This is a genomic window from Vibrio sp. ED002 (assembly GCF_023277445.1).
Taxonomy (GTDB): Bacteria; Pseudomonadota; Gammaproteobacteria; order Enterobacterales; family Vibrionaceae; genus Vibrio; species Vibrio jasicida.
The window spans coordinates 193,257-207,798 of sequence record NZ_CP080238.1 but is presented as its reverse complement, the minus strand read 5'-3'; the positions used below and the strand labels follow the sequence as shown (position 1 = coordinate 207,798).

Sequence of the window (14,542 nt, the reverse complement as noted above, 5' to 3'; positions counted from 1 at the left end):
CAAGATATTGAAAACTGGCATGATATGAAAGGCTTTGAACACTGAAGTGAGACGGGCAGCTACAAAACTTTACCGCCATTGAGAGACAAAAGTGAGCTAGAAGAAAAACATACTGAGCTGCCCTACTTTCACTGGCTTCAAATTAGAAAAGGATTCGATCCTCGCACTTCGACGGCAACACCAAAGAAGGGCAATTCTGACTTAGTGAGAACCACGAAAGAGAAGAAGCGCCAAAGAAATAGGCTAAGAGTTAGAAACCGTAAACGGTGAAATCAAAGCAAACACTCCACATATAGTGCCACCGGAAAGAACGTGAAAGGCACTAACTGAAAGATGTAAAGACGAACGCCAAAACAGGTAAACACCAAAACTGATGACCTTTGATGTCAAACCCGTACTAACGCCCTGTTAAGGTGTGAGCAACGCTATACCGAAGCTCCCGCATACCACCTTAAACACTAAAACCAACGCATAATAAAAATGCCACGCGTTGCGAATCACTCTTAAACAGTTTGTTATGCCTATGCTAACCACCTAGAAAATCTAGTATTTTTTGTCCAGTACCTAGACCTCGTTTGTAAAACTCAGTGTGACCGCAGCTACTGCATGATAAGAAATAAAAACGGTGTTTGTTGTAATTGAAAAATGTACTCCAAAATCCACCACTGGCTCTCAACTCACCAACCTCATATGACTCTGATCCACATTTATCACAGCAATATTCAAACTTCGATTTCACTTTGTCATTCCCTAACAGGTGGTTTGCCATCTGTTTGTTTGCAAGCTCTTTGCCTAAAGACCCGCACTTTTCACATTTCAATGATGAGTGTTCATTGCTATGCCCGCACCCAAAGCACTCCCATTTACTATCCATATTTCCTCTTATAGGCATAACGCCTTGTTAAGGTGTGAGGCACGCATACCCAATCCTTCGCATACCACCTAAACCACTAAAACTAACGCATAGTAAAAATGCCACGCGTGCCGAATCACTCTTGAACAATTTGTTAAGCTGCGTTGTTGACTTTGATGTACTTTGTCTCTGACGGTATATCTAGCAGACCGGTTTGTAAAAAGTCCGGTTTCAATACGACTTCCGGCAATTTACTCAGTGGGTACCATTTGAACTCAAGATCGACTTCAGACTCGATACCACGGAAAACCTCGTCCATTGGAAACTGCTCGGGTTTATCCAGCTCGACGAAAAAGTAATTCGAGACCTCGTGATACTTTTTTCCTGCGTATTCAAAGAAGTTCTCAACATACCAAATATGACGCTTTACAACTGAGGTTGCCCCTAACTCTTCGAACAGCTCTCTATTCAGAGTCATATCAGAGTTTTCAAAAAACTCCACTCGCCCACCCGGTAGCGCCCAAAAAGAGTCATTAATATTTCGATGAAGCAACACATGTTCATCATGAATTATTACGGCAACGCTTCGGAAGTTAAAACGAGCATTCCCTTGATCAAATCTCAACATATTATCTCCAAGCAGCTTAACGCCGCATTAAGGTGTGAGCAACGCTGCCACGAAACTCAACCATACCACCCTAAACACGAAACCCAACGATGGAATGAAAAACGCCAAGCGTTGGGAATCACTCTTAAATGCTTTGTTAACTGGCTGTTTCCGCTACCCTTGGGTTTGCTTTTGCTTTGGATAAAAATGAAGGGATATTATTGGCTGCATTTAAACCTCCGTCATGTACGGTCCCAAGATCTTTAGGGTCTACATCAGGTGTTGGCCAAATCTTATTGTGTCCAATGAAACGATCCAAGTCTAACTTGTTTAATTCTAGGAAGAAGTAATCTTTTGATTCCCCAACAGCAACACCCGCAGCCCAATAAGCAAAGGAACTTGCTACAATATCAGCAACTTGAATCTGCTTATGTTTCTGTGAATCTGCAAACTTCATTGATTTACCTTTTAGAGGCAGTCCAAACTTGCGACGATCATACCCTAGCTCAACTTCCTCTTGAGTCCAGTCCATGAATTGAGCAAACATCTCACGTTGCTTTTCGATGCTATGAGTGTCATCGTGAACTAAGTGGAAACCTTTAGGGTATTGGTTCCCCCATTGGATACATTGTGCAAACAAAGCAGGGATCGATGGATCTAAAGTTGTTTTATCAATACCGTCTAGTGCACTATCAATGTATGCTTTTGTGTCTAAGATTTGGTCTATGTCTGACTTAAAGCCATCACTTGACGATGATGCTTGTACAGATTCAACACAGGCATAAAAAGCCTCAATAGACTCTTCGGTCTGTTCTTTTACCATATCGACAAACAGTTTATACATGTTATCCACTAACTCTTCATTGCAGAAAGCTTGGAAGCAGTAGAACAGCATATTTGATAGAGCAATATTTTGCCCATTAACATAAAGATCAACACCTTTTAGATGAAGCATATGCTCAATGAGCAAGTCTACGATTTTCGATGTAACCATGAAGCGTTTCGAGAACACGTTCATTTTAATACTTTCAGTATTAATCGCTGAGTCACTCAATAAACGGATGATTCCGTCTTGCCCAGCTTTGTTTCGTTTTAACCTCTTAAAATGAAGTTCATTTTCTGCGCGAGAGCCAACTAAACCTAAAAGGCGCTCAGCCTCTTTAGTAGAAAGATCGCAACTAGCTAGGGTGAACACCGGTTGATTTTTGTCTAATAAATTTGAACCCGTATTTCCTGATTCATCGAAGAAAATCGAAGGTATCACACTCTTCTTTTTGCGTATTGCCTCAGCTTTTTGGTTAGCCACTTTCTTGGCTTTAGCTTGCTTTTGCGTTCTTTTTTGTTTGCTATTTCTGCTCATATTTTCTCCTGCCAGTTAACGCCGCATTAAGGTGTGAGCGACGCTTGGCTATACTTGAGCGAAGCGAAACTGCCAAGCGTTGCGAATCACTCTTAAATGCTTTGTTATAAGGCAATTTAGTAGTGACTCCTTGCAAACTGATGCGTCTTAAACGGCTTAACGTTTGGTTGTCTAAGAACTAAGTTCATTAGCCCCCAATATGAATTTATTGAGAACTGACTAGTGATCTCTTTCGGGACATTATAAGCATACCGTCCGTCTGCTTGGTTAACCCAATGATGACTCGACTCATACTCTGGCAGTAAGTACATTTGAACACCCCATCGAATGTTATTGAGCATTTCGGCTATGTGGCTCAAATGATAACTTAGGATGTCATCATGAAACTTTTCATGGAAATCACCTAAGGCTAATAGAGATTGCTCATCATCGATGTGAAAACCGTTGTCTTTAAATATTTTTTGTAAATCTCGCGCAGTCTTGGTTAGCCGGCCTAACCCATGTTTACAGATATTTCCGCAAATTTTAATAAAATCTAAACGACGAACCTTAAAGCAAGCATCAATATCTACAGATGGAAACCATACATCCACTGTAACAATTTCTTCCAACCAACCTTTTAGTTGATCAACCGGAAGCTTTAAATGCTTTATTGAACCGTTGATATTAAAACAAGGTGATTCACACACATTACGTAGGACACGTAAGCATGATATTGACTCTCCAAATACCCCACCATCTAAGTTGGACAAAAAATCGACCAGCATAATGTTGAAATATTCTTTGTGAGTAAAAGTTTTGGCAGATACAGATGTATGACCCTCGTAATGAGAGAAATCCATAAGCGCATGATTAACCATATCATCGAGTGAATCGACAACTGCTTTCAGCTGGATCGACTCAAGCTCAATACCTTTATACTTCATATACTTCCACGAAATTTGATATTGCCTTATAACGCCGCATTAAGGTGTGAGCGACGCTTGGCTGAGCTATTGTCAAATGTGGTGTATGGAAGATCATGCAGTAGCTTGTTGATGAGTCTCCATTTCTTTCACTCCATTGATGAAGCGAACATCTTTCACAACATCCGCTAGGAGTGCAAAACCTCGTAGACGACGCCACTTCGTCTCTGCACTGCGCATTAACTTGTAGGCCATCATCAACGTAGTCTTTCTGTTTCCACAGTTCTTCGTCTTGTTCGTGCGTAAACGTACTGTGGCGAACATCGATTCTATTGGGTTGGTTGTCCTGATATGAACCCAGTGCTCTGCTGGGTAATCGTAGAACGCCAGCATTTCAGCTTTATCTTTCACCAAGCAGTCGGTTGCCTTTGGATACTTGGCTTCGAAGCGCTTCTGGAAGGTTGAGAAGGCGTGATAAGCATCATCTCTAGTCTCTGCCATCCAGATATCTTGCAGTGCTTCCTTCATTCGTGGTTGTACGCTTTTGGGCACCTTGTTAAGCACATTCGCCGTCTTATGTACCCAGCATCGTTGCTGAGTCGTTTGAGGCCAGCACTTAGCAACCGCTTTCCAGAAGCCAAGCGCGCCATCTCCGATGGCGAGCTTCGGTGCTAACTGTAATCCCTGCGCTCGTAGCTGCTCAATGAGTTCCGTCCAACTTGCTTCTGACTCTCTATGACCATCCAGAACGCCAAGGACTTCTTTGCGTCCAGTGTCATCGACACCAATGATGACGAGTAAGCAGAGCTTATCGTCCATCCTAACGTGACAGTAAACACCGTCAGCCCAAATGTAAACATAGCGGCGCCTACCGAGGTCACGCTTACGCCACTGTTCGTACTCCGCATACCAGCGCTCTTTGAGGCGACAGATGCTGTTGGCTGACAGGCCTTTCGCATCCTTACCAAGCAGAGACTCCAGAGCAGGCAGCATATCGCCCGTAGATATTCCCTTGAGATAGAGTAACGGGAGCAGTGTTGCAACGCTCTTTGTTCGCTTGAGATACGGTGGTATCAAGTTGCTATTAAATTTGACGCCATGCCCTGAGCGATCTCTTACCTTAGGAATTTGCACTTCGACATCACCGACACCGGTTTGCAAGGTTCGCTCAGGTAAGAAACCGTTGCGAACGATAGCTTGCTTGCCGTCAACCATAACATTCTGGTGTTGTGCAAGTAACTGTTGAAGCTCAGCTTCAACAGCTTGTGCAATCAAATCTCTAGCCCCTTGACGTATCAGTTCAGTAAGTGGGTCTTGTGGTGTATTCAGTGAAACAACAGTATTATCAGTCATGCGGTGTACCTTTCTGTTAATCGTTCTGGGGAGAACTGCATCAACAGATTACACCGCAACTTCCTTTCTCTTCCATACACCAGAAATCAGCATAGCTCCGCTTGGCTATACTTGAGCGAAGCGAAACCGCCAAGCGTTGCGAATCACTCTTAAATGCTTTGTTATACGCGTGCTGACACTACAACGAAACTGTCATAACCTTATGATTTGGGTCACTTCTAATATCAACCGCTAACCAACCTAATGACTCGTACAACGATGGTACATTTGTGTAAGCATACAGGTTACTTTGAGTTGCTGCTGATACTTGGCTAACACCTCGGTTAATCAGTTCACTAGCAATACCTTGCCCGCGCCAATCTGGTGAAACATAAACAGCATTAAACCAAATAACTTCTGAGTCACCATGAGGTTCTTTAAAGCGCGAGTAAGCAAGACCACCGATAACTTGATTGTCTCTGAGAGCGACAATTACCGGTGGAAGTTTAGATTCTGATGTATAGGTATCTACGAATAGAAAGTCAGACCATTCCGTTTGAAGCAGCTTCTCTAAAGCAACCCAATACTCACTATTTTCATCGCAATTTCTGAATACTACCTTGTTCATATTGGATTATTTCCTCAAAAGCGTATAACGCCCTGTTAAGGTGTGAGCAACGCAATACCGAAGCCACCGCATACCACCTTAAACACTAAAACCAACGCATAGTAAAAATGCCACGCGTTGCGAATCACTCTTAAACAGTTTGTTATACCACTTGTGGAATGAATAAGAATCCTTGGAAACTAATTTAGTTTTTGGAGAGCGCCAAACTCATCTATCACGTGAGGTCAAGACGCTACTAATTTGATATTTATTTTTTAGATTTACCGAAAACAACATTTCGGTGACCCCAAGGGGTTATATTTATGTAATCATTATCAAAAAATTACGCTTCCTTACGTGCTTTTTTGATCCAGTAGTAGGTTTTAGCAACCGAGCCTACTAGCGCAACCAATGCAGTTACGACTACGATTACTTGCAGTGCCAATGGGTTAGCAACCACAGCAAGTAGAATCTCTAACATAGCTTGTCCTTGTTCCGAGGACTGGCAGAGCCACTCAGTACAAGTCGTGGTTATCTGTAAAGAAGTAAGCCTCTAATTGTGGATAATTACACTCCAGGCAGTAAAGCTGGTACGAATGGATACATGTAGTTGGTTAAGTTCTGTGTCTGTATCACGGTCGAAGAGTGTATTTGATCGAAATATGCATCTCAATGCTAAGCAACTTATTTCAAAGCACAAATCACATTAGGCTCATGACTTTAACAAATTGAGTTAGGTCGGAGTGAGAGTGGTATAACGCCCTGTTAAGGTGTGAGCAACGCAATACCGATGCTTCCGCATACCACCTTAAACACTCAATGCGACGCATAGTAAAAATGCCACGCGTTGCGAATCACTCTTAAACAGTTTGTTAGTTTTTTCCTGCCGTCTCACTGAGGGTCTGCATCTCAGACTCAATTTTTTCATTATACAAATCGAAATTTTTTAATCTGTTAATCAAATTTAGATGTGGCAATGCAATGTTAACACTCATCAAGTATGCTAACGCAGCTGCCACGTTAGATACTTCCCAAAATATTGGAATTGAATTTAGAGCATTCCCCAATCCGATTAACACTATCACTTTTAAAACAACAGACGTTGACTCTATTAAGAATAATGTTCGATTTTCGTTGTACTTAATAAGCGTTTCTCTTTGTTCTTCTAATTGCTTAAGCCTCTTCTTTGAGCGTTTTTCTGAACGTCGACCAAGCCAATTTTGAATATTTGGAGTAAGTAGATTAGCCAGCACCGATAAGGGGATTGCAGCTAATAGTGAAATCGCCCAGTTAACATCTTTTATCCAGTTAATAGATTCTTCAAAACTCATTTATTCCTCCCAAAAACTAACGCCCAATTAAGTTGTGAGCAACGCTGCCACCCAACTAAAACACTTCACCTTAATCACCAAACTAACTGAAACCGAAAGCGCCGAGCGTTGCGAATCAACTTGAATTGTTTGTTAGGCAAATTTTCTGCGTACTCACTAACTTAGTTTGAAAACAGAATACCTTAAACACGATAAGCAACCAATCACCCACTGACTTTTTGTGATTCAATAACTACTAAAGCCACTATGTTACAGCCTCACTTTTTACGCTCACGAAATACAGCCTTTCAGCGAGAAAGTAGCTTTTGAACCTGAGAAACCAAAAGCTGCGAAATGACAGCGAATACGAAAGCTTCTTTGAACTAGCCCTTTCCACACCTTAAGCCAGTGAAACTCACCTCCGATCAACACTGAAAACTAATGAGGCAACCAACGAATTTTGACATGTTTTACGGTTGGAGAGGTTCAAGGACTTGAGCCGACAATGCTGAATTGCCGACTACGAAAAACGAACTGCCAGAGGGAACAAGAATATTAGAACTAAGAACTTTTTTGCCCTTTGCCTAACGCCGCGTTAAGTGGTGAGCAACGCTACCACCCTACCTAAACCATTGTGACATAAACACTAAAACCAAAGTAAGTCGAAAATGCCAAGCGTTGGGAATCCGTCTTAAACGCTTTGTTATGTGAATTATACAGGGAATGAATGAACAATTGCCCTACGTATATTCCTTATGTCGTTTTCTACTTGTACAAAAACTAAATCCATTTTGTCCGCAGTATTATCAACTATAGCGTTACGCGAAGAAAATTGAGCATCATAGACATCTTGCGCCCGTCTAGCATCATCGTGTGAAGAATAGTGTGCTTCAAACCCATCCTCTCCCATCTTCACAAAGTATGGTAATGCCAACTCATACCATTCTTCATATAACACTGAAAGGTCTTCGCTGATCAGCAATTTATTATTTTCAATAATTCTGCGACATTCAATGAAATGAGTGTAGGACGTCTCGATGACGTCTTCCGTTTTAGCCAATGGACTTTCGTTGATATATTTATAATGCTTATTTTTTAGACTTTGAAGCTCCTCATATACTGAAATTCTTCGTTCAAAAATCATTTCATAAGTAGACTTAGAGATTTGATGTTGATATTCGCGCTGAACTCTCTCCTGGTCTAATTTGTTCTCTACTTTTTTAAGTCGTTTTTGACCATCCTCTTTAAGGATTTGTAAGCTTTTAGCCGATTTTGATTGCCAAACTAAAGTAAAAAGAGCGAGTAGAGTTGCACCGCCACCAAGTAAGCCACTAATTTCTTTTAAAAATTCCAATTTCGTCCTCATTAATTCAAAAATTCACATAACGCCGCGTTAAGTGGTGAGCAACGCTACCACCTTGCCTAAACTATTGTGCCGTAAACACTAAAGCCGAATCAAACCGAAAATGCCAAGCGTTGGGAATCCGTCTTAAACGCTTTGTTAGGTGTTTAGTTTCATTATAAATGGTATATTACCCTCTTTAATGTCATTGATATACCGAGGGATACCCATGAGTAACAAAACTTCACAGAACCAAAAGCCAAAAACAACTACTCACAATCGAGAACAAGTTTCAAACGAGTCAATTATAGTTAGAGATAGCTACAACAACGTGAAGGGGTCGTCTGAGCAGATGATTACACAATCTTGTGCTACCCCAAAGCGTCCAGGGTTACGTCCAACCAAAAAGTAAACCACAAATTGGATATATGTATGCAAGCTGACGAAATAGCAGAAGAAGACTACCAAAGGCATTGGGACTTGCTATGGAACACTCAACTTGGTATTCGTTACCATATGCACATGCAGAACTTTTACAGCAAGTTTGGGAAGTTTGTAACAGCTTTCACTTTAATCCTTAGTACAAGCGCTGGTGCAGCGATAATAGCAACGACCCCAGAGGCGGCAAAAGTCGCTGCATTTTCCGCAGCTATACTACAAATTATCGAGTTAGTAATGGACTCTAAATCCAAGACTTCATTACACACATCATTAAGGCAGAGATACATTAACTTAGAGTCTGAACTTTCACAGTACGAGCACTTTACTGTTTCAGAAGCAGCAAAGTATAAGAATATTAAAGCGGCAATAGAAGTAGAAGAACCACCGATTAAATTCTCAATCAGTGAAAAATGCCATAATGAATTAGTGAAGGTTCACAAATTAGACGATGAAGAAAAACAACCCATCTCTTGGTTTAGGCGTGTTTTTGGCATTTGGTACTCATAACTCAAAGAACACCTAACGCCCTGTTAAGGGGTGAGCAACGCAATACCGATGCCACCGCATACCACCTTAAACACCAAAACCAACGCATAGTAAAGATGCCACGCGTTGCGAATCCCTCTTGAACAGCTTGTTATATTTTTGCACTCAGTTCTTCAATTTCCCTCAGCAGAGTACGCTGCTTGTTCAATAGGTTTTCAATTTCTTGATTTATAATTGGCAAAGCATCTTGAGAAACGACAAGACTTCCCTCTTTCGTCATTACGTTCAATATATAACCTGGAGTGCCTCGAACTTCACCAACACCTTTGTCTAGGATGGTATTTCTGTACGCATATTCTGCTTCTAAATCTATATTCGTAGCAACTAGCTTAGATTGAAGTACATTTATTTTGGTTTGAATTTCACTCAATGATGCTTGCTTATGTTGAGAATAGCTTGATTCTACTAGCGCATTTTTAGTTTCTTCCAACTCTGTTTTTTGAATGAGTACAGAAATAGTCAACCAGTAAAAAGCTGAGAACGCTATCAGTGGGTTCAAAATCCCACCAACAAAGTCTCCAAAGGTTCCCCAATACGTCGCATCACCGCTAAGCGGTTGATCTTTAATGACCCAGAACCATAACGCATAAATACCTATCGTTAACCCGAAAATGATGGACACGAACCATCTACTTCTTGAAATAGACTTTTCTAGCTCATTTAGTTGCACAATTATTCCTTAAATATAACGCCCTGTTAAGGTGTGAGCAACGCAATGCCAATGCTTCCGCATGCCACCTTAAACACAAAACGCAACGCATGGTAAAAATGCCACGCGTTGCGAATCACTCTTGAACAGATTGTTATAAGTTTTGTTTCGCTAGGCGCCTAATGAACAATGCACCTTTCTTTGTTAACCCATAATCTTTTGAGAAATAGCCGAGTTGACTTAAATCATGAAAGTACTCTTCTGGATAGCCAACAGAACAATCGGAAAATGCCTCTCTCATTTCAGAGAAGCTCCATGCTACAACTTCACTTGCCGAAAGCTGTCCAAGAAGCGCATTAAGCGTAAAATCAGTGACTCGTTCTACCAACTCTTCATTCTGCGAGGTAATCTCTTTATGTTTCATTCTCTCAGCAAACAGACGTTTGTTGAGTTTCATGACCTGCATTTGAGCATCCTTTGCTTCATTTTCTGTTTGTGCTAATTTCTTAAGAATTTCAGTTTTCTGGTCTTCTTGTAATTCAGATTTTTCTAACAATGAACTAATTATCTCTTCTCGCTCTTTGTTGATTTTTTCCAACTCTTCTTTTTCAGCGACTAAGTCACGTTTTGTATTCTCGATTTCTGCCTCACGGTGTTCTCTATCATGAAGGGAGTATGAAGGAATTTTTTGAATTTCTTCTTTCATAGATAGGTATCCTTCATCAAGCTTTTTCAAACGTTCTCCAAAGCCTGACTCAATCTTCACAAGCAACTGTGCTACGTCTTTTGTATACTTATAGCTATTGTCATAGAACTTATTACTCGTATCCGTTGCTTTGAAGTAAAAAATCGCGGACAAGCCAACAGAAAAGAGCGCAAGCACAATTGATAGAAAAGTTGGCACATCCATTTTTAGTTCAATATTGATGCTATAGAGCTTTACTGATAATGCTATTACAGCAACACATAGGCAGAACGCTTTAGCTTTAGTCCAAACTAGTTTTTCATCTGTATCAGTTGATACGCCTGAATTTAAATCACTCATCTATTACTCTTACTCTAATAAAAAAACTTATAACGCCCTGTTAAGGTGTGAGCAACGCAATACCAATGCCGCCGCATACCACCTTAAACACTAAAACCAACGCATAGTAAAAATGCCACGCGTTGCGAATCACTCTTAAACAGATTGTTATGTGTAAATTTTAAGTCACTAGTATTGAGTAACCAAAACTAATCACAAATGAAAGAGCAGCAATCAGGATACTTAGCCTTGCCAAATTAGTCGTTTGGTTGAAGTTAATACTCTCTTCTTTTGTGCATATGGTACTGTTAAAACGCTGTAGACTATCAAGAAAAACGGTTCTCGCTCGTGCCGCTGCGTCTTGATTAACTTGTTTTATCCCCAAAAGAGCAATGTCAGTATGGTAATAGGTCTCTAAGTCACCGATAAAGGACGGTTCTAACTCCTCAAGCACCACGATAAAGTTTTCATACTCTATGAGAGCCTTTTCGATACTTAGCTTAATCTTCCTATTTCTGAAACCGCTTTTAGATTGAATGAGTCGAAAATTAGCCTCGTTGACTGACTTAGCACAAGTTAAATATTCGTCAATCAAGACATCTACTGTTTTGAGTTTTTTCCTTTTCATAGCTAAGTGATTGCTCTCCAGTTCTGATCACTTGAAAGTACAACTGTATATGCACGAAAGCAACTTAAGCTGAGATAAATGACTGTTACCTATACAGAAACTCTTGGGAAATTTACACATAACGCCCTGTTAAGGTGTGAGCAACGCAATACCGATGCCGCCGTATACCATCTTAAACACTAAACGCAACGCATAGTAAAAATGCCACGCGTTGCGAATCACTCTTAAACAGTTTGTTATATGCTTATTGTGGTAAGTTTTGACCTACTAACCAAGTAACAAATAGAATTAAATTAAGTAGTAATGGCATCAAAAGGTCAAAAGCATCTTTGCTAGTTAACAGTACTTTTGAATATACACGAAGAACACCAAAGCTAAGTTTATTTCTTAACCACCAGCTTTGGATGCGGTTTGACTGGTAATACGAATCGCCCCCCTCTTCAAAGAAACCTTTTAATCCCCAACTGTCCTTTTGTTCTTTATTATTAAATGCTGCCTCATCGATTGTGTATGCTGGATTTTCATGCACAGTAATTCTTAAAAGTTCGTATTCTTTGGTGTATAAAAACTCAAAGCTAACCATCTGTTCCCACTCTGATTCTGGATTATCATAGTGTTCTAGCTTTACGCTCGGAATAGATGAATCTTCGTCAGATATGACAACCTGATAGCTAAGCTCGGGCGAATATATGTGCTGCTGAATGAAGTTTTTACCTGACTTTGTCGATGAAAAAAAATGCCCTAATGATTGAAAGTAGTAAACTCTCATTAGAGGTAAATTGTGGAGCACAAATCTGTATGCTGTATATGCAACTAATGCCCAATACAGATAGACCAACCGGTCTACATTTTCAAAGTTAACAGTTGGCAGCCAAGGAATCGTAATTTTCGCATCTGTAAGGTCGACACCAATAATTACATGAAAAAGACCAATGCAAAAAAGTGTCAGTAACCCTTTGGTTGAGTTTGTAAACGTAGGTTCTGTAATTGTATTAATTGGATTTAACATCAGCTCGGATTGGTTCAAATAAAGAGTACGACGAACTATAACATACGTTGTAGATTTGATTGCATATAACGCCCTGCTAAGGGGTGAGCAACGCAATACCGAAGCCGCCGCAAACCACCTTAATCACTAAAATCAACGCATAGTAAAAATGCCACGCGTTGCGAATCCCTCTTGAGCAGTTTGTTAGTCGCGAGGCACCGAGCGACAATTTTAAGCCAAACTAAACTTTGCGAACAACAAACTTTATGTGCTTTGATGCATTTAAGTCAGGCGTAGTCTCAAAGCGGCTATTCAATGAAACCACTTGGAACAAACAACGCCGCAGAAAACGGACTGACAACACCAAAAAGCGCTTTTGGAAAGCAAATCTCCCAGTGCGGACTTTCAACAAAGTCACTGAAACCACGTGGAACTTACAAAACCAGAGAAAAAGTCATTTCAGCGAGCAAACCTGCTTTTGTACCCAACAAACTCACCGAGCGGAGCTGCAAACGAGAACAGACTCTCGATTGCCCTGCTCTGTCAGCATCAGAGAACGAAACAACAGCTTGGGAAATAACAACACATTGATTTAGGACCGATGAAACTGAGCTTTGACCGTCGAAGATCGAACAATGGACCAAGCAATCAGTAGCCAAGTTTTGAGCTTAGAAACATGATTTTGACTATAAGCTTTTTCTGGCGACTAACGCCGCGTTAAGTGGTGAGCAACGCTACCACCTTACCTAAACCATTGTGACATAAACACTTAACTTAAAGTAAGCTGAAAACGCCATGCGTTGGGAATCCGTCTTAAACGCTTTGTTATAACCCATTCTATTCGACATCCTGAATCTTTTCAGAGACGATTTCATTCGCTTTATTCACTTGGGACTGAATGTAGTTACCCGCATATAAAATCGCAATTACACCTGTTAAAGCATAAAACCACGAGTAGTAACTAAACAAAAAGATAATGCCCAAGATAAAGCTATATATAGCTATGGCAGGCAAGCTGCTCAGTTCATTCCACGGATAAAGCGTGTGGTAAATACGATTAACATAGCCTTTGATGTTGCCAAACAAAGCCAAAAAGATTGATAAACCCGCATTTAGAATAACGCTGATACAAAACAACACAGAGGCACATTTTATCGAAAACGTATCAGTCGTAGCAGGCTGCGCACTCAACAAACTTAGAAAAAACGCAATTGATACCGCGGAAAACGAAGTATGTAGCCAAAAATAGACACTTCTGAATTCAAATTTTTCCATACTATATCCTCCGATTCATGGTGGGTTATAACGCCGCATTAAGTGGTGAACAACGCGACCACCCACCTTAAACCTTGCTACATTCAGCACTAAAGCTGACCTAGACTGAAATTGCCAAGCGTTGAGAATCCGTCTTAAATGCTTTGTTATGTAAATTCAGCCACATAAGCCAAAGTTACCACGAAAAACCAAGCCTGTACGACCAAAGAAATAGTCAAAACCAAAGAACCCAACAGTGTTCACGAATTTGCAGAGCCTGCAATGTTACAGACCAAGCTTCAACAAGCGAAAAATGGTGATGAGCAGCGACCAAAAATGCTTTTGAATCTGGGAAACCGAACGAAAGAAACCATCAGAAAATGGGGACTTTCGTTAACCTTGCCCTTTCCACACTTTGAACCAACAAGACTAACCACGAACCAACTCTGAAACTGAATGAGGAAACTCACGAACTTTGGCATGTTTTACGGCTAATTTGGCAAAGAATCAGGGCAGAAAGAGCTGATTTTGACGAGGATGAAAACCGATGGGTAGAGAGATCGAATAAATAGAATAATACCGATTTTACCCGCTTTACATAACGCCTTGCTAAGGTGTGAGTAACGCAATACAAAAGCTACCGCACAGCGCCTTAATCACATAAGCCACCGCAAAGTAAAAATGCCACGCGTTACG

General features: G+C 40.7%; 15 protein-coding genes and 1 pseudogene. 1 reads left to right on the top strand and 15 read right to left on the bottom strand.

The window, feature by feature from the left end:
* Positions 1-526: 526 nt before the first annotated feature.
* The 9 genes from ITG12_RS01075 to ITG12_RS01025 form a co-directional block, all read right to left on the bottom strand.
* On the bottom strand, positions 527-769 hold the full coding sequence (locus ITG12_RS01075) for a zinc ribbon domain-containing protein (RefSeq protein ID WP_080765108.1): 243 nt from the start codon (positions 767-769) through the stop codon (positions 527-529).
* Positions 770-1,007: 238 nt separating this feature from the next.
* Positions 1,008-1,481 (bottom strand): NUDIX hydrolase, encoded by a 474-nt coding sequence (locus ITG12_RS01070; protein WP_050905221.1) that lies wholly within the window; start codon positions 1,479-1,481, stop codon positions 1,008-1,010.
* A 136-nt stretch (positions 1,482-1,617) separates the two neighbouring features.
* Complete coding sequence (locus ITG12_RS01065; protein WP_248873402.1) at positions 1,618-2,820, bottom strand: DUF3800 domain-containing protein; 1,203 nt, start codon at positions 2,818-2,820, stop codon at positions 1,618-1,620.
* A 116-nt stretch (positions 2,821-2,936) separates the two neighbouring features.
* On the bottom strand, positions 2,937-3,746 hold the full coding sequence (locus ITG12_RS01060) for a hypothetical protein (protein WP_248873400.1): 810 nt from the start codon (positions 3,744-3,746) through the stop codon (positions 2,937-2,939).
* Between the two features lie 93 nt (positions 3,747-3,839).
* A complete protein-coding gene (locus tag ITG12_RS01055) occupies positions 3,840-5,078 on the bottom strand; it encodes an IS256-like element ISVa19 family transposase (protein WP_038874549.1) in 1,239 nt (412 codons plus the stop codon).
* Between the two features lie 178 nt (positions 5,079-5,256).
* The gene (locus tag ITG12_RS01050) at positions 5,257-5,685 is read right to left on the bottom strand and encodes a GNAT family N-acetyltransferase (RefSeq protein WP_248873398.1); all 429 of its coding nucleotides are present in this window, start codon (positions 5,683-5,685) and stop codon (positions 5,257-5,259) included.
* Between the two features lie 322 nt (positions 5,686-6,007).
* Positions 6,008-6,145, bottom strand: coding sequence for a hypothetical protein (locus ITG12_RS01040; RefSeq protein ID WP_248873396.1), 138 nt, complete (start codon positions 6,143-6,145; stop codon positions 6,008-6,010).
* Between the two features lie 391 nt (positions 6,146-6,536).
* Positions 6,537-6,995: a hypothetical protein gene (locus ITG12_RS01030; protein ID WP_010644707.1), complete on the bottom strand. Its 459-nt coding sequence runs from the start codon at positions 6,993-6,995 to the stop codon at positions 6,537-6,539.
* 691 nt (positions 6,996-7,686) lie between these two features.
* Positions 7,687-8,328, bottom strand: a complete 642-nt coding sequence (locus tag ITG12_RS01025; protein WP_248873392.1) for a hypothetical protein — start codon at positions 8,326-8,328, stop codon at positions 7,687-7,689.
* 420 nt (positions 8,329-8,748) lie between these two features.
* Between ITG12_RS01025 and ITG12_RS01020 the strand changes: the two genes are divergently transcribed.
* Positions 8,749-9,264, top strand: coding sequence for a hypothetical protein (locus tag ITG12_RS01020; protein ID WP_248873390.1), 516 nt, complete (start codon positions 8,749-8,751; stop codon positions 9,262-9,264).
* Between the two features lie 23 nt (positions 9,265-9,287).
* Here ITG12_RS01020 and ITG12_RS01015 read toward each other — a convergent pair.
* The 6 genes and pseudogenes from ITG12_RS01015 to ITG12_RS00970 form a co-directional block, all read right to left on the bottom strand.
* Positions 9,288-9,408: pseudogene (locus ITG12_RS01015) on the bottom strand (DUF3265 domain-containing protein).
* Entirely contained in the window at positions 9,395-9,973 is a 579-nt protein-coding gene (locus ITG12_RS01010; protein ID WP_248873388.1) for a hypothetical protein, read from the bottom strand. Before ITG12_RS01010 ends, ITG12_RS01015 begins: the two are co-directional and overlap by 14 nt.
* A 133-nt stretch (positions 9,974-10,106) precedes the next feature.
* On the bottom strand, positions 10,107-10,997 hold the full coding sequence (locus ITG12_RS01000) for a hypothetical protein (protein WP_248873385.1): 891 nt from the start codon (positions 10,995-10,997) through the stop codon (positions 10,107-10,109).
* Between the two features lie 160 nt (positions 10,998-11,157).
* On the bottom strand, positions 11,158-11,604 hold the full coding sequence (locus ITG12_RS00990; protein ID WP_248873383.1) for a hypothetical protein: 447 nt from the start codon (positions 11,602-11,604) through the stop codon (positions 11,158-11,160).
* Between the two features lie 244 nt (positions 11,605-11,848).
* Entirely contained in the window at positions 11,849-12,613 is a 765-nt protein-coding gene (locus ITG12_RS00980) for a hypothetical protein (protein WP_248873379.1), read from the bottom strand.
* Between the two features lie 816 nt (positions 12,614-13,429).
* A complete protein-coding gene (locus ITG12_RS00970) occupies positions 13,430-13,867 on the bottom strand; it encodes a hypothetical protein (protein ID WP_248873378.1) in 438 nt (145 codons plus the stop codon).
* Positions 13,868-14,542: the final 675 nt, after the last annotated feature.